The organism is Amedibacillus sp. YH-ame6 (assembly GCF_053848845.1).
Map to the genome: position 1 here is coordinate 69,172 of NZ_JBSPEZ010000005.1, position 22,579 is coordinate 91,750.

At 29.6% G+C, this 22,579-nt stretch carries 22 protein-coding genes and 1 pseudogene; 3 read left to right on the forward strand and 20 right to left on the reverse strand.

Translation table 11 applies throughout. The annotated features are described in order from the left end of the window. Positions 1-306: 306 nt before the first annotated feature. The 7 genes and pseudogenes from ACWG0P_RS05495 to ACWG0P_RS05525 form a co-directional block, all read right to left on the reverse strand. A complete protein-coding gene (locus ACWG0P_RS05495; protein WP_455800859.1) occupies positions 307-606 on the reverse strand; it encodes a hypothetical protein in 300 nt (99 codons plus the stop codon). A gap of 658 nt (positions 607-1,264) precedes the next feature. Then, a complete protein-coding gene (gene rhuM / locus ACWG0P_RS05500) occupies positions 1,265-2,086 on the reverse strand; it encodes a RhuM family protein (protein WP_455800860.1) in 822 nt (273 codons plus the stop codon). A 281-nt stretch (positions 2,087-2,367) separates the two neighbouring features. Then, positions 2,368-3,702: a hypothetical protein gene (locus tag ACWG0P_RS05505; RefSeq protein ID WP_455800861.1), complete on the reverse strand. Its 1,335-nt coding sequence runs from the start codon at positions 3,700-3,702 to the stop codon at positions 2,368-2,370. Further along, positions 3,689-4,462: pseudogene (locus ACWG0P_RS05510) on the reverse strand (site-specific integrase). The gene ACWG0P_RS05505 and the pseudogene ACWG0P_RS05510 overlap by 14 nt, the downstream one beginning before the upstream one ends. 30 nt (positions 4,463-4,492) lie before the next feature. Next, entirely contained in the window at positions 4,493-4,933 is a 441-nt protein-coding gene (locus ACWG0P_RS05515) for an integrase DNA-binding domain-containing protein (RefSeq protein ID WP_455800862.1), read from the reverse strand. Positions 4,934-5,015: 82 nt separating this feature from the next. Next, on the reverse strand, positions 5,016-5,225 hold the full coding sequence (locus ACWG0P_RS05520; protein WP_455800863.1) for an excisionase: 210 nt from the start codon (positions 5,223-5,225) through the stop codon (positions 5,016-5,018). 22 nt (positions 5,226-5,247) lie between these two features. Then, positions 5,248-5,439, reverse strand: coding sequence for a hypothetical protein (locus ACWG0P_RS05525; RefSeq protein WP_455800864.1), 192 nt, complete (start codon positions 5,437-5,439; stop codon positions 5,248-5,250). A gap of 40 nt (positions 5,440-5,479) precedes the next feature. Between ACWG0P_RS05525 and ACWG0P_RS05530 the strand changes: the two genes are divergently transcribed. From ACWG0P_RS05530 to ACWG0P_RS05540, 3 genes are all read left to right on the forward strand, one after another. Continuing rightward, on the forward strand, positions 5,480-6,508 hold the full coding sequence (locus ACWG0P_RS05530) for a hypothetical protein (RefSeq protein ID WP_455800865.1): 1,029 nt from the start codon (positions 5,480-5,482) through the stop codon (positions 6,506-6,508). Positions 6,509-6,771: 263 nt separating this feature from the next. Further along, entirely contained in the window at positions 6,772-7,098 is a 327-nt protein-coding gene (locus ACWG0P_RS05535) for a hypothetical protein (RefSeq protein ID WP_455800866.1), read from the forward strand. Continuing rightward, positions 7,095-7,865, forward strand: coding sequence for an endonuclease/exonuclease/phosphatase family protein (locus ACWG0P_RS05540; protein WP_455800867.1), 771 nt, complete (start codon positions 7,095-7,097; stop codon positions 7,863-7,865). The genes ACWG0P_RS05535 and ACWG0P_RS05540 overlap by 4 nt, the downstream gene beginning before the upstream one ends. Before the next feature lie 51 nt (positions 7,866-7,916). Here ACWG0P_RS05540 and ACWG0P_RS05545 read toward each other — a convergent pair whose 3' ends face one another. From ACWG0P_RS05545 to ACWG0P_RS05605, 13 genes are all read right to left on the reverse strand, one after another. Next, positions 7,917-10,019: an AAA family ATPase gene (locus tag ACWG0P_RS05545; RefSeq protein WP_455800868.1), complete on the reverse strand. Its 2,103-nt coding sequence runs from the start codon at positions 10,017-10,019 to the stop codon at positions 7,917-7,919. Between the two features lie 230 nt (positions 10,020-10,249). Continuing rightward, complete coding sequence (locus ACWG0P_RS05550) at positions 10,250-12,736, reverse strand: HD domain-containing protein (RefSeq protein WP_455800869.1); 2,487 nt, start codon at positions 12,734-12,736, stop codon at positions 10,250-10,252. 433 nt (positions 12,737-13,169) lie between these two features. Beyond that, positions 13,170-14,024, reverse strand: a complete 855-nt coding sequence (locus tag ACWG0P_RS05555; RefSeq protein WP_455800870.1) for an HNH endonuclease — start codon at positions 14,022-14,024, stop codon at positions 13,170-13,172. Next, entirely contained in the window at positions 14,017-15,564 is a 1,548-nt protein-coding gene (locus ACWG0P_RS05560) for an AAA family ATPase (protein WP_455800871.1), read from the reverse strand. Before ACWG0P_RS05560 ends, ACWG0P_RS05555 begins: the two co-directional genes overlap by 8 nt. A 72-nt stretch (positions 15,565-15,636) precedes the next feature. Beyond that, complete coding sequence (locus ACWG0P_RS05565; RefSeq protein ID WP_455800872.1) at positions 15,637-16,773, reverse strand: tyrosine-type recombinase/integrase; 1,137 nt, start codon at positions 16,771-16,773, stop codon at positions 15,637-15,639. A gap of 75 nt (positions 16,774-16,848) precedes the next feature. After that, a complete protein-coding gene (locus ACWG0P_RS05570) occupies positions 16,849-17,994 on the reverse strand; it encodes a tyrosine-type recombinase/integrase (protein WP_455800873.1) in 1,146 nt (381 codons plus the stop codon). Between the two features lie 20 nt (positions 17,995-18,014). Then, positions 18,015-18,254, reverse strand: a complete 240-nt coding sequence (locus ACWG0P_RS05575; RefSeq protein ID WP_455800874.1) for a helix-turn-helix domain-containing protein — start codon at positions 18,252-18,254, stop codon at positions 18,015-18,017. A gap of 111 nt (positions 18,255-18,365) precedes the next feature. Further along, entirely contained in the window at positions 18,366-19,049 is a 684-nt protein-coding gene (locus ACWG0P_RS05580) for a hypothetical protein (RefSeq protein ID WP_455800875.1), read from the reverse strand. A 461-nt stretch (positions 19,050-19,510) separates the two neighbouring features. Continuing rightward, entirely contained in the window at positions 19,511-19,993 is a 483-nt protein-coding gene (locus ACWG0P_RS05585; RefSeq protein WP_455800876.1) for a sigma-70 family RNA polymerase sigma factor, read from the reverse strand. Between the two features lie 339 nt (positions 19,994-20,332). After that, complete coding sequence (locus tag ACWG0P_RS05590) at positions 20,333-20,848, reverse strand: hypothetical protein (protein ID WP_455800877.1); 516 nt, start codon at positions 20,846-20,848, stop codon at positions 20,333-20,335. Positions 20,849-20,958: 110 nt separating this feature from the next. After that, positions 20,959-21,114, reverse strand: coding sequence for a hypothetical protein (locus ACWG0P_RS05595; protein ID WP_455800878.1), 156 nt, complete (start codon positions 21,112-21,114; stop codon positions 20,959-20,961). Between the two features lie 24 nt (positions 21,115-21,138). Then, complete coding sequence (locus tag ACWG0P_RS05600) at positions 21,139-21,852, reverse strand: hypothetical protein (RefSeq protein WP_455800879.1); 714 nt, start codon at positions 21,850-21,852, stop codon at positions 21,139-21,141. 301 nt (positions 21,853-22,153) lie between these two features. After that, positions 22,154-22,576, reverse strand: coding sequence for a hypothetical protein (locus ACWG0P_RS05605; protein WP_455800880.1), 423 nt, complete (start codon positions 22,574-22,576; stop codon positions 22,154-22,156). Between the last annotated feature and the right edge of the window lie 3 nt (positions 22,577-22,579).

Consider the following 22,579-nt stretch of genomic DNA (forward strand, 5'->3'; position numbering starts at 1 on the left):
CTCAGAGATCCTTACGGTTTCAGTATTTAACTAGAGGATTTCCAGATTTTTGTTTATTTGATGATGAGAGGTGTTTCTGTTTTGAACAGATGAAGCTATTTGTCAACAATCCCATCAGATACTTGATATTCCTTAGAGATAGATATACAACTTTGTTCTCCTTGCTATCTGAAAAAAGTAGACTCTTCATAAGGTTTATCATATCACTTTTTTGTGTAATTCCACTTTACAGCTCCAATTAATTATTGATGTTTCTCGTTTTATCAATTATTCAAATAGAAAAGCATCCCACTGTTTTACTATCTTCTATCTTTGATACAAATCATATTCAGGATAATCAAATTCATTTATATATGCATCTGTTGGATCATCATCATTTACTCTAATTCTTATGGAATTACCTACTACCATTTTCTTCATATGTGTTGGCATAACTAGATTAAATTCTTGTATCACTTCATAAACTTGATTATTAACACAGTATTCTACGGTTAATCTTTTTATGCATAAAGCATGAATATTGAATCTCACTGGGACATCCTCTACTTTAATGATTTTTCCATACCTTTCATATCCATGATACTTTAGTCTCATTTTTTTGAACATAATTTAATGTCCTTTCATAACTCTTTGGTTAATCTCTTATCTTATTCAATATATAAAATATTTGAATTATCTTCAATTAGATACGAGCACATCATTGTGATATAGAATAGATTACAAATCTTGAATATCTTATCCATTATTCATTGCCGGCGGTGCTAAATTTTTTTTTGCTCAGCATCTAACAATAAATATTATATTTCTCCCTTATATCACATATTGCGTATTTATATAATAACACCTGTTGTTTAATCTTTGTAAATTTTAAACTCAAGTGATGAGTTTTGATGCGGTTAGTAACGATCATTGATAAGCTGACTATGATTATATTACATTTATCTTTTCTTAAGATCTAGAAAATTTAAACTTTTACGGAAAATTCACGTTTTTTATATAAGTTTGTACGATACTTGTATTACTTACTTCTATCTTTCATATGTGGAAAAGCAAGTAACTGAAAATTTACTTTGTTTATCAAGTAGTATTTATATTGTATGAATAATATCCACGAAAATATACGAACTATTTATTTTTATGAAATTAAAAGTTTAATCAAATTTACAATACTTTCTTTATCATTAGGATTGGATGAGGCGACCAAAATAGTAAGCGTTGCAAGTGTTGTATTCGAAATTAGTTGTTTTCCCTCTTTAAACAACGCTTAATTTCTATCAAGAAAATATAAGAAGATGGTAGCAGCTATTCTTTTGTTGCCATCTGCATATGCATGATTCTTTGTTATAAGATACAGTAAATTCGCTGCCTTGTCTTCCAGTGTCGGATAAAAATCAACTCCATCAAAACTTTGATAAATTGTAGCGATTGCAGATTTAAATGAATCATTTTTTTCTAAGCCAAACAAGTCTCCTTTATCCGTATAGGTCGTCCTGTTTATAACATCTATACATTCATCATAATTCAAAATATAGGTTGATTCATTCCCTGTATTTGATTCCATTGTTTGATGATCATAATCATCAAGTATCTTTAATCCTTTATTATATGCTAATAAAAAATCTAACATATCATCACCTGTAAGTTGAAGTAGCCCAGAAGTCTTTCTTGCAACTTCAAGTAGATGTGTAATATTTTCGATAGAGGGAACTTTAAATTTTTTAACATCAATAACATATCCTTTTAGCATGAACTCTTTCAATATATTATTAGCCCATTTTCTAAAGGTTATACCTTGTTTTGATTTAACACGATAGCCAACCGAAATGATAACATCTAAATTATAATGCTCTACATCGTATGATTTTCCATCTAAGGCAGTTGTCGCAAAATTTGCGACAACTGCTTCCTTCCTTAATTCATCTTCTCTGAAAATATTATTTATATGTTTTCCTATTGTTTTAACATCTCTGTCAAAAAGCATTGAAATTTGTTTGCGATTCAACCATACTGTCTCTTCCGAAGCACTTACTGCAACATCGATTTCTAATTCTCCATTATTGAATTTAACAATACTTTGATTACACATATCCCTACCACTCCTTTCCTTTATATTAGCATTTTATAGGATGGATAGCACTAAATATTAAACAAAAAAACTTGAAATTTATTCAAGTTTTTCATTACAATTTATTCGCCTGTTCGTGCCTTCATGTGAGGAAGCATAAGGGTATCTCCTTCACATGTCTACATATCTCTACAAGTCACTATTTATCTTGGTCTTGTAAAGACTGTATATTTGTAACTATTCATAAATCTTCATAACAATTCCACCTTCGGGCGTACCTTAGGCGTAATGTTGGCGTAATTCTAATAATACATTTCATCTGAGGTATTAATAATTATTTCTTCGGCAAGAGCTCTAATTAAAGGTATTTCTTTTGCTAAATGAGAATCATGAATAAAGGGCTGATACTTTGACTCATTACCTTCTTTACTATGTACAATAGCATTTCTAACAGCATACACTCTATTTCTTATTTTCTTAAAAAGTATATCTCTGCGTTCTTCATCAAAGTCTATTTCTGTAGTTTCCTCAATAAAGTCTACATTAGATTTATAACGTTCAACATAATCTGTGTCTAGTTTTTGTAAAGCATCTTTAAGTTTAATTATATCAGGGATAAGTTTATCTAAACAAAGCAAGAATGCCTCATTCTCTTTCCATGCGCCATTTTCATTCTGACTTCTGCTAATTTTCTTTAAGGACTCATACAACTCTTTGATACTTTTCTTATTTTTAGGGACAAAAGAAGGGCTTGTAATTAAACTTTTAATTCTATCAAACACCTCTTCTTCAGATACACTGAAAAAGAAATGCTCTATAATATGATAAAATGCTATATATTGAACAAAAGGCAAATCAGAATTGACGGCTTGATAATAATACTTTATTAGATTTTGATTATACTTTCTGTATGGAAAAAACTGAGTTTCTCTTTTTTTCCTTGAAACATATCTTTCATTCCTTTTAAATTTATGGAAATCTATCATTATACTGAGAGAATAAGATATATTAAATAGGTATGATTGCACCATACTTCGATATTTTTTCATAGACATCTTGCTTTCATTTGATTCATCCTTAAAAACTTTGCAAGTATTAAGTATAATCATTTCAGTCAAGTCATTAAATGTATTTGTAATTGTTGTATCCTTATCTCTTAATCTATATGTTCTTATTCTCAAAATTCCATCCAATTTTTCTTCATCAAATTTCTCATGCATCAAAATAGAATACAAATATTTAGAGCTTAATTTTGTAATTTCCAATGTATAGCCGTTATTTATTACTCGTGCTTCATCTAAAGCTCTCTGTAGAATAAATGGAGGATATCTTTTCAATTCAACAGCCACTTCAAAATATGTATCACTACCTATTTCAAAGCTGTATGGCTCATCATCAAAAGCATAATATGCTTTGCATTCATTTTCCAAAGCTAATATTTCTTCGATTTCAATATAAAACAAAATTTCTTTGATACTCTCCATTTCTTCTACTTGTTCTTCATCATCATCCTGAAAAATCAATCCCTGTTTTGAAACAGTAAATATGTTTATTCTAGCACCTGATACTTCTGCATTTAAACCTGTTTTAGCTTTTAATGATTGTATAAATTTATTAATTAATTCAGTATTTTCCATGCAATCCTCTCCTATTTAACTCGCAATTAAATTTATCAAATTCATTATCTTTCAATTCCTTTGTAGCGTCAGTATAGATATTCATAGTTGTTGTAATATCTGCATGACCTAATACATCTTGTACAACCTTAATATTGATTCCTGATTCACACATACGAGTTGCAAATGTATGTCGTAGTGTATGACAACTAAACCTAGGTAATAATACAGGTTCTTCACTAGCTTTTGTATTTTCTAATATGATGTCATTGCAATCTCTCATGATACGTCGTAATGCCTTATTTAACATACCTTGATTTTGAACATTACCAAAGCGATTTATGAAAATGAAGTTTGTATATCCATCAATCTTAATATTCTGAGGCATTCAACTTGATTCTTGATACTGTTTCTCCTCTAAGAATGCTTTTCTAACTTCATCAATCATTGGTATCGTTCTATAACCTGATTTAGTTTTAGGTGTATTGATATTGAAGTAACAACCATTCGTTCTATGGTTATAATAGACCAATGTATGATTTACATTGATTGTATTGTTTTCAAAATCAACATCATCCCATCTTAACCCTGTTAGTTCCCCTACGCTTAACCCTGTATTTATCATAACTGTAAAAACAGGTTTCCAACGTGAACATTCCTTATTTGTATTTAAATAATTCATAAATATCTCATGTTCTCTAATCGTTAATGCTTTTCGTTTTTCTGTATTAAAGCTATGTGCCTGTTTCAATTCTTTCATGGCATTAGTTGCTGGATTCATTCTTAAATAATCCTCTTCAACTGCTAGATTTTATACTTGAAACATTACAGTATGAATACATTCAATTGTTCTAATTTTTATGTGCCTTTCATCAGCTAGTAAGTTATAAAATCTTCTAACATCTGAACGCTTTAAATTTAATACTCTTGATTTACCAAAGTCAGGATATACAAATTGATTATACATATATTGATAATTTTGAAATGTATTATCTATGATACCCTTTTTCAGTTCAACCCATAAATCAAATACATCATTCAAAGTAACATTTTTAGCTTCAGCCCTTATACCATCGCTCTTATCTCTTTGAATTTTCTTTTGTTTCTCTCGTAGTTCTTCAAGTGTTTTTGCATAAACTGAATGTCTTCTTCCATCTGCTGTTCGCCAACGGTAATCATAACATCCATCTTTACGTTGTGTCTCTCCTTCCTTTAACACTCTTCCTTTGTTATCTTTGCGTCTTTCTATCATTTTAAGTTCTCCTCTCGTAATAATAGAAAGCCACCTACAACTATTATTAAATCAAATAGTAGGTGGCATTTCAATAGTATTCTTAAATTGAATATGATTTATTTAAGTATTTATCTAACTCCTCACGTTTAATTAACCTTTTTGATCTATTCCATAGAACAAAAGGACAATCTTCCGTATCGGATAATTCACGTAGTTTATTGATTCCTATACCACTATACAACGCAGCTTCTTGTAATGTTAAATTACTTTTATGCCAAATGGGTACTACGCTACTATGCTCATCAAACATAATGCTACCTCTTGCGTTCTATTTATACTGTAAAGTATTTATCATCAAACCAATAGGATTGAAATAAAACGTTATCTTGATTTAGAAATAAACCTTGTGAATCATTAGGAATAACTTTACTTGCTTCTCTACTATCAAGAATGATTGAAGATAGAACACTATCAGCATGTCCACAAATTCGGTAATTGATGTTGTTCTTAATTTGTCCACTCAAAATATTAGCATCTGGTCTTTGTGTTGCTAGTATTAAATGTATGCCAAATGCTCTTCCTTGTCTTGCAATAATTGATAAACAACTTTCTATTTGCATAATTAACTCTTTTTGCTCTTTTGAAACGCCTGTTTTATCTAATACTACAGCAATCTCATCACAAGCAAAGATAATTCAAATGTCGATAACCTGTACAGATGTTAAAGAAATAGAATATGGAGCTAAGGACTATGATGTAAAAAAGGAACTTGTTAAAAATGTAGAAAATGCAGAAATCAAAGATTTTAGTAAACTAGATACTTCAACAATAGGGGAACAAAATTTAAGTTTTACGCTTGTTAAAGATGATGTTGAAAAAATAGTAGAACATGAAGTTAAAATCATTGATACAAAAGCTCCCATTATTGAATTAGAAGCAGATTCAAAAGAAATATATGTTAATGATGAATATGATTCCATGAGTAACATAAAGGAAGTCAAAGATGAAGTAGATGGAGTAAATTCACTTAATAATGACGTCCTCGAAATCAATAAGAATGCGACTGAGGAATATAACAAACTAAACAAGGAAAATATCAGCGATGATACAAAAGTCGCTAATACACTATTAAAAGACTTCTTAGTTGAAGATATTGAGGGTAAAGAAGAAAAAGTATTATATTTGAAAGGTTGCTATTATGTTGATGGTAACGTTGATACTTCAACAGTAGGAGAGTATAAAATCAATATCACTACCATTGATAAGAATGGGACTATTACAAATAAGACTTTCGATGTAATTGTTAAAGAAAAGGAAGTTGTTACGAAAAATGAAAATATCAAATCAGTAACGCAAAGAAGCAATAATAATGTAGGAAATTCTTCTACAAACTCTAAAAAGGATTTTGTTATTGCTCCTGAAGGAACTTATGTTCAAACTGATTGTCACTACGGTACACAAATGTCGCAAGCAGGAGCCCAAGCTTGGGCTGATAAATGGATAACAGATCCATCCCAAAAATACGTTATTTTTGAAAGAACCTGTTGTTGTGGATGGTCAACATGGGATATTCAGATTGACTTCCCAGGTTAGCTTCTCTCTTTATCATCAAAAAAATATTAGGAGGAAAATAAAATTGAATTACATGAATTAGCATTTTACAAAGAAGCATGTAAAGAAGCAGAATTAGTATTAGATGAATTAAAATCATTAAAAAACAAAACTATTGGAGAAACAATAAATTGGACTCCATATGACAAAGCAAATTACAGAAATAAAAAAAAGATAGAAATAAATTTATCTATGGTTACCAATGAGCCTACAAAAAGTGGAATCTAGCAAATGCCCTTTGCAGTATGTTTGAAGTTAATATGACTTTACCAACTGGGATAAATGATGAGGATATAATTTTAATTATACAAGCAAAATTTTATCCTCAATTTGAGCAACTGTTTCAGGGGTACCCTGATTTTCTAAGCCACTATAAAGACTTAAAAGAGGCGCTCGAAAAAGGAAAGCCTTCTTTTAGCATTATAGTAGCAAATCGAAATATTAGAAATGAATACAAAATATTAGAGGCTATTTATAATGAACCTGTTCTTTTTTTTAAAGAAAAAGAGTATAGCAATATGAGTATCGTTTTAGATGCTAACGACATACAGTTTGAGGAAACATCAATATGATAAAAACGCCAAACTTAAATAAAGAAAAAAGCCATATAAAAATAGCTTCTTGGAATATTAACAAGTTTGAAAGTTCCTCCGTTGCAGAAATCACAAAAATCATTGTTGATGAAAACCTTGATATTATATTTCTACATGAATTTCCTACTAATAGCATTCATAAATTCATGAATGAAGTGAACAAAGTATATCAAACACAAAATGATTTAATATCTCAACAACCTTTATATGAAAGAGACTATAACATTACGCTCGTTTTGATTAAAGAAAATTTAAAGACATACATAAAGACTATTCCTATGATTGATGATATGCCTTTTAAACTGCGACTAATTCAATTGGAATTATTTATTAATGATAACTCTATTAACATTCTAGGTCTGCATTGCCCCATCTATGTTGATAAAATGGATAATTTAAAACGTAGTAAGCAAATAGATATATTTTGGGATAAGTTATTAGATTATTCAAAATCTAAAGAATTAATGCTTATCGGAGATTTCAATGTTAATCTCTTAAAGCAAAATAAGTTTACAAGAAAACTGAAAAATATCATGGATAATGGATATATAGATTTAGATAGTAAATTAAAGCAAAATACTTTTATTGCTGATACAAGAATAGACTACGTGCTTTTACATAATTCACTCGCTACCTTAAGCAATAATGGTGCATTAATTATACCAAAATATATTCAAGACAATCCAAGTGATGAATTTAGATACTCTGACCATAGAATGATAATAACAGAGGTAGACCTACAATAAGCAAAAAGGCTTTGGTTTCAATACCAAGGCCCTTTTATTTTAAATCACGTTTTATTTGAAAATTTGGTCGATTATTTCGTCAGACATCTTCATAATGTAATTAGGAACTACATCAAAATTCTTTTCATCCAAAGACGTCATTTCATTATTTTCTACATGATAATATTCTGTCAAATAATCCCAAAAGACTTGGTTTTCGACAGTCTTTCCAGTAAGATTTACAATCATTCTTAGTATCTGTAATTTACTTATAGAAGAATCTAAACTATAATATAACTCTTTTAACTCCTCTTTATTTTGAATACGTGAAAGGTATGTATCATAATCAAAATCACTTATTTTATCTTGTATACACTCAATACCTTTATCTAATTTATCTTTATCAATTATTTCTTGCTTTACACCATTTTTACTTTTCATAGGCTTCTCATCGTTATGCTCTAAAGAAGACAAAATATTTATTGCTGTTCCCTCTTCATCACGGCATGTATATTGTAAATATTTTCTCAAGTTTACAATCCTTAATAGTGGGTGTAATTGCTGTTTTTTTGAATTTTCTTTCCAATGCTTAATTGTATAATTTACACTGCTTTTACTGATTTGCTTTTCAACAAAATTCCCACCCACATTTTTGACGAAATAGCATTTATTCTCTATTTTTTTAAACTCATCTTTATATTTAAAATCAACAACTATATCAAAATCATGAGTGAATAAAAGAACTGTTTTATTTTTAAATACCGCATCTTCTTTCGTGAAAAGATAATATAAGATAGCAAACTTTTTATTATTATCAAATGAAGATACAGGGTCATCTAATATTATTAAATCATAATTTTTACTTGCCTCTATTGAAAACAACATCAATGAGATTGCATTTTTCTCACCAAAACTTAGACTTTTTTCAGTTACTATTTCACTAGAACTCAAAGGATTCAAGACAGTCTTGAAATCATTATTATTTTCAACAATGTCAATTAAATAAGGTATTCCCGATATACTCAAAAAGTTATTGATATATTCCTTTTTATTTTTCACTAATTCATTTAATTTATCAGCAAATTCTTTTGTTATTGATTCTATATCTTTTGACTTGTTTATAATACTATCAATAGCATCATTGATATTTTTGATATCATCTTTTACTTCGTCAGATAAGCTTTCATAAAATTTTATCTCCAATGTATTACTTTTTAGAAATTCAACTAAACTATTATCTTCATATTTCCTTTTTATTTCAGATACATTGATTGAGCGTAAATTATATAGTTTAGTTAGTTCTGTGCTACAAACTGATACTATTTCATATAATCTTTTTTTCTCATCATCACTTAAATCCTCAGCCTTGTTAATAATCGATGTCATATCATCTTTGCTTTGTTGTGCCATATATTTGCTTGTATTTGATATAACCTCTTTAATTTCAATGTTTTGCTTTAAACCAGTTGCGTTTACAGATGTTTCGATGCTTTGATAAATCTCGTCAAAATCTTCTGGCAATTCATTTAAGCAAAAGGGACATATTTGATTGTCTTCGATATATTTTTCCCCTGCCTGAAACCATTTTAGCCATTCATGATTATTATCACTTTGTAATCTCCCTTTATAAATAGTTGCCTTTTCATCCAATATATCTTCTAGGTTCGCTACTTTTCTTGCTTTTTCAAATTTTGAAGCGCCACTTATGGTATATTGTACGCCTTTTGTTTTTGTTTCTTTTTTTTGGATAGGAACATTGTTTTTTAATGACTCCAACTCCTCTATAATCGTTTTTGTATTAGTATTATTTATAGCAGTAATTAAACCTACAAACATATCATCTATTTTCTTTTTTCCTATCTTATATTCATCGGTATTAATCATTATTTCAAAACTATTATTTGCTAAATCATCTTTAAACAAATAATTCTTTACATAATCTTGATTAAATACAATTACATTTGAAATGTCTTCACTTATAGAAACAGTAGGTTTAATTTCGCTTCCATATGTTCGCAAGTCATTCAAATCTTCATTTTTTACAAATAGTTCAATACCTTTTGAAATCGTGCTCTTTCCTGAACCATTAATTCCATACTTAATATTTACTACATTTTTTTCTAATTCAATTTTACCTTCAGTTATAACACCTAAATTTTCTACTTTAATTTCCATATGTTCCCTCCACAATTGTTTTTATATAAATATTATAACTCTGAATTAAAAATATTACTACCCTACTTAAGGCATCTTACTATGAAGATTAGAATTAAGTAAATACGAAAAAAGGCTTTGGTTTTTAAATATCAAGGCCTTTTTATCATAATTATAAAATTCAATGTTTTTAAAAATGATTTTTAATTTCTACTCTTGCCTGTTAACCCATTTGATTTACATCATAAATATTAGAGCAACGTTAATTGCTTATAAAACTTATTATTATCAGAGTAATATTTTTTTATGAATAATTCTATTAAATCTCTTTCTTCAACACTTAAATCTTGAGTATCCAAAATCCACATGTGTATTGCCTTTCCTATAGCGTAAGATAATTCTTTTTTCATTTCATTAGAAAAATCATTTCTTGTTACATTAGGTATTAAATCCTTATGCTTTGAATTTAAAACGAGCTTGTTAACTATTAAATTATTTAAAAAATATGGAAATGTTAAATGTGCATTTGATACCAAAATATCTTTACAGTATACTTCATCTGTAGACTTCCAATATGTATGCCTATTGATTTTTCTATCCACATCAAACCCTAAAAATAAATCGCCTTGATTGACTACCACAAACTGATTTTTCATAAATGCATACGCAACAGTATCATATGCTTGGCCAAAGTCATCTACTAAATTTTCAAATCCGTAATATTCAATAACTGTATCTCCTGATTCTATATTTGAATAAGCCACACTTTGCTTATCTTTATGTACTATCGTTATGTATGTAGCATCTACTTTATTTAAAGCAGCTTCATAATCCTCAAGGTAATCAAACGCATCATTAAACCTGTCCGAGTTTTCATTTTCTATAATTGCTAAATTCAAAAATTTCAACTTTTCGTCTTCTATGTATTCAAAAAGGTTAAAGTATTCTTCCGTTTCTTCATGAAGTTTATAATCATCTTCATCATAGAAGTAACCAACATTTCCTGTTAGATCACGTAGATTTTTGAAGAAGCAAGATTTTGAAAATTTTATATCTGCATAAATTTCAATATCATTTAAATACTTTGTTAAGGACACGTTTGGTAATATTATTTTATCTAAAGGATTTAAATCAAGTTCTATTTTTTCATTATTTCCATTTGCAACATGATTAAGAGTAATTGAGACTTCATCTAAAATAAAATTTCTATTTATAAAAAGTTTTGCTTCTTCAGTATTCTTAAATACTTTAGCAAATTCATTATAATCAAGAATTATTTCCGTACCATGAGTAAATTGGATTTCTTCCAATGAAATGCCCACATATTCACTATCTCTATTGATTATAATTGTAGTAGCTTTACTATCACCAACTTGTTTAGTCGTAATTTTTACATTTTTGGATAACATAAAACAAGCTAAAAAGCCAATACCATAGTTCCCAATCGGCTTATAATCATATCCCATATATCGATAATCTTTGGATTTATAATATGAAACTCCTACATTTAAGAAATAACTTTTTAATATATCTAGCGACATTCCATTACCGTTATCAAAAATACTAACCCTTCCTTTTTCCTCATCTATAGTCAGGCTAATTTGTGGGCTATAACTTTCATACGGATTTGGGTTTTTAGCATTATATTCATTTAGAACTTTACAAGCATCAATTGCATTTTGTAAAAGTTCCCTTAGTCCATATTTCTTATCTCCATAGATATTTTCACCCATTAATAGATTAGTTACAGCGTTATAATCCAAATTTAATTTAAAATCCGCAAAACTGAAACCCGATGTATCAATTATCATTTTAGGATTTGTATTTATTTTTAAGACATATATTTCATTCTTAAATTTTTCAGAGAATGATGTCACTCTTACTAACTCATCTTTAAAGTAGTCAATATATTGTAAAAATTTACGATGTATATTTACATCATCACTCTTTCCATAAAACTGAATTTCTTTACAGTCTAGAATTGAATTGTAACCCACTTTATCAATATTCTCTAAGATAAAATGTTGCCTCCATTCTACATCGCTTATACCTGACGGTCTTAAAAGCAAATATAAGTATTGTGGTGCTCTATTTTCATCAACATCCAATAAATCTGCAAGTCTTAATAACATTGCTACAAACTGTGGATTTGCGTCATATGAACCCTTTTTTATATGTTCCCGAATCTCATTTTTCAACCATTCAAAATCTTCATTATGTGCTTGGCAAATATTAATTAACTCATCCATAAACGATATACTAGTTTTAGGTATATTAAACAAATCGTTGAAAACTTGTTTATTTCTTTCCAAAATTGTTCTAACTCGTTTTCCATGAATAGGTCTTATAGCTTCTTGAAGTGCATAATTTTGATTTTCATATTCATTCATTAGCACTTTAAAATCATAATTAATTAATGTGTCCTTATTCTCTATTATTTTCGTAATTTCATCATCATAAACTACCATACCTATATCATGAAATAGCGCAGCATAAATACATAAAACAATATCAAGACTACTTAATTTATCTATGTCTGTAATCATTTTTGCCATATATTCCATTACGTTCAAAGAATGTATTTCATTGTGAATAGTATAATTATTAAAAACATGGTTGATTGAAGGAAATACACCTTTGCATTTTTCAAATGCAGTTTCAACCTTTATAATAAATTCCTTTTCGTTTTTATTTTCTAAAGCCTTATAAAAACTAGTCGCTTTAATATCATCTAACATATATACTCTCCCTTATCTTAATTTACAGAAAACTTTTTTATCATTAATTAAATTATACATTTATACTTGTTTCAAAACAATTATTATATATGAAATAAGCAAAAATTATATATTTCATTTATCAAATTGAATACATAAAAAGCATTGGTTTTAAAGCCAATGCCTTTTATTATGTTCATTAATCTGTAGATGTGCTTTCTATTGTATTTCTTCGGGCGTAAATTAGGCGTAAATACTGTTTTACATCACACTCGATATAACCGTATCCCCCTTTATTTAAGCCACTTTCACGCAATTCTTTACTTACTTGTTCTTCATATGAGGTGTAAGCTAGAATCTTATCTTTACATCTTAAAACCCTTATAACATGGTACTTTGCATTTAGAGGATGCTGATTTTTTTATTTTCACGGAAAATCCACGGGATTTGTATACTAGGTAAATGAACTTAAAAAGCTTATAACAGTATTAAAATTATTTAGTAGTTCACAATAATACACATATTCAAAATCGTTAGTTGAGAACTCATAATAACTGCATTTTGTTTTTTGAGATTCAAAATGGTCTTTTAATTCTTCATTATCTTCACTAATGTTAAACAACTCTATATAATATTTTAGTTCTCTTGATAATTTTATATTTGCTTCCAAACTATAATATTTTTTTAATTCTAAAATATCAAACTGATTATATAATCGCTTATATGTGATTTCATCAACGCTATTTTCTAGTACATGAAAATTAAAAAGCAATCGACTTTTTTCAATTATTAAATCCGCTCCTAACCATCTTGTAGAATTTAAATCATCCCAATATGGATGAAACAACTGAGAGAATTCGTTTAACGAACCATCTTTATTATCTTTACTTTTATTACAATCTGAACAGCAAGGAACAAGATTGATAGGAGTAACTGAATAGTTTGGAAAATTTGTTTTCGATAAAAAGTGATCAACAGTTTTAGTATGACGCTTCCCACAATAAGGACAGATACTAGATGATGTTAATATCAAATCATAATATTTTCGTATTTCATAATTTTTATTGAGTAACTTATCAGTATACAACTTATTTAAATCTTTATCCTCTATCTTTACGGAATGAGTTTGTTTTTTTTCTTCTTTATATAAATTGTTAGTTTGCATACGCGAAATGTATCTTTGTTGATCTTTTAATAGCTCTTGGTATATATTTAACATTTCTTTTTCTTTTTGAGGATTCTTATAATGACTAATGCTTTCACAAAAAATGTCTTCAAGACGAAAATTGGGAGGAGGTATTTTAATCATCTTCTTTATCCTCTTTCAACATATATAACGTTCGCGCAATTATATCTGCATCTGTCCCTAACTTTCCATCAAAGACAGAATATAACTCTTCGAAACTGTCTACATTATTTACCGTTTCCTCTAGCAATGTATGAAATCCTGATTTTTGAACTTCTAGCCCAAAAACATCTTCCAATAAGCTCCCATAATTTTCACCAAACGTTTCAATTTTGGGACGTGATATTCTTGAAACTTTAGATGACCTATCCAACTTCCAAACACATTCACTTGGCACTTCTTGTAATACAACTGGCGAATGAGTCGCAATTAATGCTACTGCATTTTTTTTAACTAACAACTCCGATAAACATCTTACGAAAGATGATAACAGTGGGGGATGTAAGTGTGTTTCTGGTTCATCTAGTAGTATAAGTGTTCTTTCCTCCACCATCTCTACTAGCTTTGTAATAGTTAGCAAAATTATTCCATGACCCGAACTCAATTTAATTCTAAAAAAATCACTGACTTTTTTTCTATTCTCCTTTGTGTCACTCAAATTAAGTATTTGTTTTATGTTAGCTTGTTTAAAAATAGGATCAGACTCTAAATTGGTTAATGCCTTGATTAGCATTTCCTTTTTATATACAGACGCCTTACAGTTGAATAAACTATCAGAAAATTCTTCCCCCAATTCATCAAGTCCTTTGTTTAAAAATTTCATTTCACTGTCTTCGTAAGTTTCATCTTTTATACATTTCCTCAACCCCAAATAGAAATAACTTCCTTCATCTAACTCACCTTCTATACTATTTACATTTTCAGTATTATCAAATGCACTATAACACATATACAACAAGTTAGGAAAAATAGAATTGGGTTCTTTTTTAATTCCCTCTTCATTTAAAAAATATCCCTTTACTCCATTTTCATTCAAATATGTGTTTACCATACTTCCAAGTAATCTCGATTTACCCACGCCATTGCGACCTATTAACACATGGATATTGGAAGGAGGCTTACTTCCTACTTCAACGTTGATTGCAAGAGAATTTTCTCCTAAATCAGCATCAGAATCATCAACATTAAATATATACTTAAAGTTATACTCTGTTAATTTTGCACCACCATGTGCAATTCTGTGAAACTGACGCTTAATTTCTGTGATAGATATACTGCGTAATAATGATGTTTTTGTAACACTTTCATTTTTATATTTTTGTATTAAATCAATATCATATGCCATATCATTAAGGCATTGAAAAGGATTGTCAGGCAGTTCATCCAGACACCTTGAAATATTTGAATAATAATCAACTGACTGTCCTACCGAAAAAAAGCCATCACTTAAGGATTGAAATTCGGTAGGTAAATCTGGTGATTTCCCATTCATATTTTCATTCCCAATTTTTACTCTTCCCAAATTATGGCAAATTCCTTTTTTATCATAATAGTATAGAGCATATAAAGTTTCAAAATCCCAATAATCATTCCATGAATCATGAACCAATAAGAACTTGTTTTTGAGGTTTATTGTGTGACGTCCAACTCTAAAATAATTCATATTCCCTCTCCTTTTCTTTTATTATACCCAATCAATTACACGCGGACAATCACTATTCTACAAATATATTGTTTATTCACCATATAAACCATCTAATGCCAACCTCTGATCATCATTCTCCGCATGAGTATACACATCCCATGTTGTTGTTACTTTACTATGTCTCATTAAATCTTTAACAACGATTGGATTTGCTCCTGACATCATCAATTCTGTTGCATAGGTATGACGCAACATATGAAAATGAAAGTTGATCCCAAGTCTTGATGCCGCATTGCTTGTTATGGTATTCAATACAGAAGGGCTTACGAAATCTCCCTCTTGATTGCATATAACTAAATCATAAGGATTTATTTTAAACCATTCTTTTAAATGGTCACTTAGGATAGTACCGATTTCTACTTTACTTTTACTGCTAGATGTCTTGAGTTTTTCTGTAAAGTACATCTCAGATTTTTTTAATCCTGCATACTCCAGTCTGCGACATACATTCAATTGATGATTATCTAAATCAAAATCATCTTTCTTAAGTGCTAATACCTCACTTATTCTAAGTCCTGTATATCTACCTATAATTAGTGCTATTTTTGCTGACTCATAAGTAAATTGTGCTTTTCTTGCTAGAGAATTCATCCTCTTATACTCAGGCTTGATATTATCGACAAGCAACTTAAGATTTGCATCACTTATAATTTCTCTATGTACTTTAGGGACTTTCCCTGGTATTTGTATTTTCTCAACTGGATTATCATAAATATAGCCACTACGCATAGCATATTTAAAGGTAACATTATAAACTCTCAACATATTCTTTATTGTTGGATAATTATATTTCTTAGCTATGCTATTGATATGTTTTTGTAAAGACACATAATCAACCATTTCAATTTTCGCCTTTCCAAACTTATTCCGTATGTACCCCTGATGTGTTTGCTTGTAATAAAACTGTGTTGCTGGTGCATACTTTTGATTTCCTTCAAATTCAAAGAATTCATCAAACACACTATCAATAGTCATATTCTTGTTATGGAGAAGTTCAACATTAGTATTAACTAATTCCATTAAACTTGCTTCATATTTTATTGCTGCCCTTTTCCCTGAAAATCCACTTTTGATATGTCGCTGTGTTATGCCAAAAGGATCCTTATAATGAAAATCCACTTGATATAGAAAGCGATTCTTTTTACTCTTGTATTTTGTTATTGCCATAATTCCTCCGTTCTTATATATAGAAAAGATACTTATCCTTTATCCAAATATAAAAATGACAACAGTACACCATTGTCATTCCATTTTCATATATAAGTTATCTAATACTTCTCTTTGATCTTTACTAGTTGGGTGTGTATATGTATTCCATGTAGTTGCTACTTCGCTATGACGTAATAAACCTTTGACAGTCACAGGATTAATACCAGCCATCATCAATTCTGTTGCATAGGTATGCCTTAGCATATGAAAGTGGAAATGAACCCCTACTTTATTCACAACTTTTCTGATACGAACATTAAAGGTTTCTGGTCTTATAAGTTCTCCACCACTATCACAAATAACAAATTCATGAGGATTGTAGGCAAACCATTCTTTGAGTTGGCTTGATAGCTTCTTGCTAATAGCTACTGTCGCATTACTATTTTTTGACTTCAACTTATCTGTAAGATAGATATCTTTCGCCAAAAGATTTGAATACTCAATTCTTCTTTGAATAGTAAGCGTATGGTTATCTAAATCAAAGTCACTTTTCTTTAGTGCCAATACCTCACTAACTCGTAGTCCTGTATAACGTCCTATAATAATTGCCATAGCACAGGATTTAAATTTAAATTCTGAGTCCTTTCTACATGGCGCCGTTCTTCCTACCTTCTGCATTTCATCAATAATCTTTTTTAAATCTTCATCACTAATAGTCTCCACAACCATTCTTCGGCTTGTAGACTGTTTAGGTAGTTGAATTATTTTCACTGGATTATCTTTTACATAGCCAGCTCTCATTGCATATTGAAACGTTACAGAAAACACCTTTTTCATATTCTTTAATGTAGGAAAATTATAGGATTCTCCCATTTCGTTAAAATGTCTTTGTAAATTTTTATATTTTACTCCTGTAATAGGCATACAACCAAACTTATCTTTGATGTACATTCTATGCGTAGCCCGATAGTATGTAACACTTGCCCTTGCATACTTATGTTGTCCTTCGACTTCCATATATTCTTCAAATACATCATTAATAGTTTTATTATGTGCAAGTCCTTTTTCTTCTTCTAAAGCCAGGCGTTCTTTAAAATCATCTTCATACTTCTTTGCTTCCTTTAATGATAGAAAACCACTTTTCACATGCCTTTGATTGACTCCTAGTTTATCTTTGTAACGATAATCCACTTGATATGTAGATCCATACTTTTTGCTTTTTACACTTGATATTGCCACACAGCATCACCTCTTATCAATTATTTATACATTTTTGATTGTACTAATTCCTTGCTTTTCATTGCTGACAATCTATTGCTTACATCTAACCCCTTATAGGCATCAAAGAATTCTTGTATTGCTTTTGCAGAAAACATATAATTTCTGCCTGTCTTGATTGCAGGTATAATACCTAATTCTCTCAAGAATGTAATATGACTTTCTGAGCAATTTAAGATTTTTCTTAATTCCTCTTGAGTAATCATTCGTAAATCGTCCATAGTCATCCTCCCTTTTTAGTTAATTTTTTTCATTACACACATTACTCTATTTTCATTTATATATCTATACAATAATTAACTAAACAATAAAAACTTGAATACTGTTTAAAATTAATTCATGAGAATTTCAAATCCAATGTTTTGTGTATTAGAAGGAAATGTAAGTGTAATATCACTATTCTGCAGTTCATCGATTAAATCATCATATGCTTTTGTATTAAATTCATCGTAAAATATAACTTCACTTATATCTTCCTCTTTTATTATTCTTCTAACTTCATTAGCAGTATCTAAATTAAATTTGATTACCTGCAATTGACCAAGTTGTGCAAGATTTTGTTTCTGTGATAACTCTATCGCATACTTTATCATATCCATAGTTTCATTTTCTCCACATACAAATAATACATTCTTTCCTTCCTTGGCATGTGCCTCACCCATCTCTTGGAACTGTTCTTTAATGCTTGGTGACACCAACTTCATAATTTCATCAAATCTTAATTCTAGATTAAGATCATAGACGTCTATATTATTTTGCTTTAATGCCTTTGAAATCAGAGAATCGTGGGTAAGTTCACTGATTAGAAAATCTGAACTTGATGTAACGACATAATCCACTTTCGTCATCTTTATACCTTCAATTACAATTTGCGGATCCATAACTGGCAATCCACTTGGATATTGCATAATCCCTTGGATTTCAGCATTATGTTTTTCTGCAAAGCACTCCGCCTTCGTTTTAAGAGTATCGTTCATTTCTGTATCATCTGCTATTGCTACTATTATTTTCTTCATCTTTTTTCCTCTTTTCTGTATCTTTATTGACACAAGCGTGAACACCATACATCTATATATGATGTTCACAATCTATCAATAAATATTTCATCTTCATGTTCATAAACAATATTATTTACTATCCCTTGTTTCTGGGCAAAACAAAGACACCTCTAGCTAGGTTCATACGAATTCCACGTTCTCCCTTTCAATGTAGGAAACGCCTCTCATGGGTGCGACGGTTTTATCACGCTCAACCAAGTCTGAGACGAAGTATCATGATCCTCTATCCTATCATCGCATAATAAGTCGCTACCTTATTTTCTTGATCCATTAGTTACCGCTCGATTACTACAAACTTCATGTCATGGCGTAATGATCAATGTGCTTAAGAATAGATTAACGTATCTTCATTTTGAGTATTCCATTGTCAAAGATCACTTAGAGGTATCAATTTGATAAGTTCCTCTACTCTATACCATTCAATGCGTCCCCTCTTTAACAACACTTTTTTGATATTTATTTCTAATTTTTTTAATGATTGCATGTTTCCTTCGGTTTATTTCTTGTTGCGTTACGAGAAAGCATTGAGCAAGTTCCCTCTCTTTTCTATCATTAAACAATAGTTCAGTAATTAAATACTTATCTTCAACGTCAAGCTCATTTATTATTTTCAAAACCTCCACAACTTTTGTACGGTTGCTAATGATTTCTACAATGTCATCATCTACTCCCTGTAAATCTAATAATGTTTGACCTTGCTCATTTTCACTATTCAAACTTATCAAACCATAGTTTTCACTCATACGATGGTCTCTTAGTTCTTTTCTATAAGCATTAAAGCATACATTAAATACGTCTTTTGTTACTTCCACTTTGTTATTTTGAACCTTAATATAAAATCTTTTATTTCCTGTAACCTCATCCTTCACAGTATAAAAACTATTCTTATTGTAATCATTCATCTTTCTTTTCCTCCATATTCTTTTTCATTCCAAAACGAACATGAAGGTGGTGAACGACCTCTTGGTATTTTAGACAAATAGAAAACGTCAAATTTTAGCCTGTTAAAAACAAGCATAAATCTGACGTTTATGACAACTTTTATTTCAACCCTTTTTAAGTTTTCCTTGCATATAAACGAGGGATGACTTATTGATTTTCTTACATCTATGTTTGTATAAAGGATTCCTCGCTCATGTATATGCAATAATAATTATTGCACACATATTTACTCACTCCTTATAAATAATTTTTTAACTGGTAATGTATAAATATCCTATACACATAAATAAATTCTCCTATCATTTTAGATACTTTATCGTATTCAATTCCTTTTCCCTTTGAGTGAGATATTTTAGAATATGACCCCTTTCGTAATACCGCTCTTGCGCAATTTCTAAAAGAAGATCACCATGTTCAATTAACTGCTCAGACCATCCACATATTGGGCAGATTTCTTCTACACTTGTATCAATAAAGGTAAGATAACAACAACAATTACACTTGCCCAATTGCTCAATTTCCCCGATGACTTCATACTGATTTTCTAATAACCTTGCTAGATACTCATTGGTTGTCCCTACCAATTTATATATCACTGCTGACTTCAATAAATCGTAAAGCATTTTTCTTCCTTCTGCTGTTCCATTTTCACAAATGTCCACCATCTTCTCCACAAGCATTGGATAATCCTGATCTTCTTTTTTGGTACCCACCCAATGTAAACAACAATCAATTCTTTGTTCCCTCGTCATACTTGCAATATGAATTATTTGAATCTTATTGTACGCATCCTCTCTTGTAATTTGTTCACACATACGACATTTCTCCTTTCTTTTTGATTTATGACAACCTCATGAATCTACTCAATACCAAATATTTTTTTATTTTGCTATCACTGATTAAGCAGATGCATTAGACTATCATGTTATTTTTCAGGACTAACAATTGATTCCATCAATATCAACAGTTCTAAGGAACTACGAAAACACATTTCTTTTTTCTCCTCCGCCCAAAATATGGTGCCTTGCCAACTTCCATTTTTTGTATCCTTAACTGAAATAACAAAGTTTGGTTTACTCATTGTATTTTCTCCTATACATTTACTTTATTTCTTAATTGCTTTATATTTTCCAATATGTACTTTTCTATATAACTTAAGCAATTCACTATACAACTCTTCAAAATCAGAGGATAAGGCAAATTGGCTACATACTTCTGGTGATACATAATAACCTTCAATATCTTTTACTCCATCTTTAATTGCACCTATGGTTCTATGTGTTCCATTAATCAAAAAGGTATCATTGGCTTTTCCATCTTTCATTACCATCACTTGATTCTTAGATTTTACAGTTTCCAATAAGTCTCCTCCTAATTTTTTAATGGCCATATCCATTTCATATTCCTCGAAACATTCTGGGTTAATAATTTGTTGCAATTGAGTTGTCTTAAATGTAACTACTTTTTCTTCTCTAGATACTAGATATTCATTGAGTTTAGTGATATTAATGACAAAAGGGATCTTGATTGTGACAGGTTGTTGTTTTGTATGAAATAAAAAGAACACATCAGCATCATATAATTCGTTACTTTTTGAAATGTTCGCAAACACATCAATGTCAGGAACTAAACATAATCTTCTCATCAATTTATAAAACTTTTCTATGCGATAATGCGATAAATATCTATATGGAAATTCATTTTTATAAAGTGAGATGATTTCTCTAAAATCATCAATTGTTTTTTTCAAATCACTTTTATCTTTTTGATAGTTTTTCATTATTTCTTTATACTGTATTTCATATAACGTTGATTTCATATATACAACCTTTCCCTTTTCGGTTTATAACATTCATCACAATACCGTATTCATTTTGATATACTTGTGTATCTCCTCTCCATAGTTTGTGCGAAAGGAAAGATATAGAGAGGAAGATAAACTACTACTTTCCCATTTTTTACTTCAAGAGAATGTTTTATGAACGTATTTTGCAAAGTACATCCTTTTTATAATATGAAAAAATTAATATTAGAAAAGTAGTTGAGATAATTGATTAATTATCTCACATATCTAGACGATAAACTCATCTAGATAAATCAGATAATGACACCTATTTTTGTTATGATTCAAGATATTCTAAAACATACTTCCATTCTTCTTGATACTTTTGGCGATTTACAAAACAAACCATATAACTGTCTACATGAAATCTTTTTAAATCACTGATGTAATTCAAACCTGCTTTTTTACAAATGATATTCAACAGAATATCCACACGCTCATTACATCCGATTTGTTTACTTTCTTTATCAGCCATTACATCTATAAACTCCAATACTTCACCATCATCCATGAGTACTGGTGATTTCAAAAACGAATCAAAATATATTAGTTTTACAGTTCCTTTTTCACTGATCAACATTCCATAGTTATCCATGATTTTCACTGGACTTATACTATCACTATGTGAGTTGCTTCGAACTGATTTAAGATTGTCATTCCAGTAAGCTATGAGATCATATGATTCAATGATTCTTATCATATG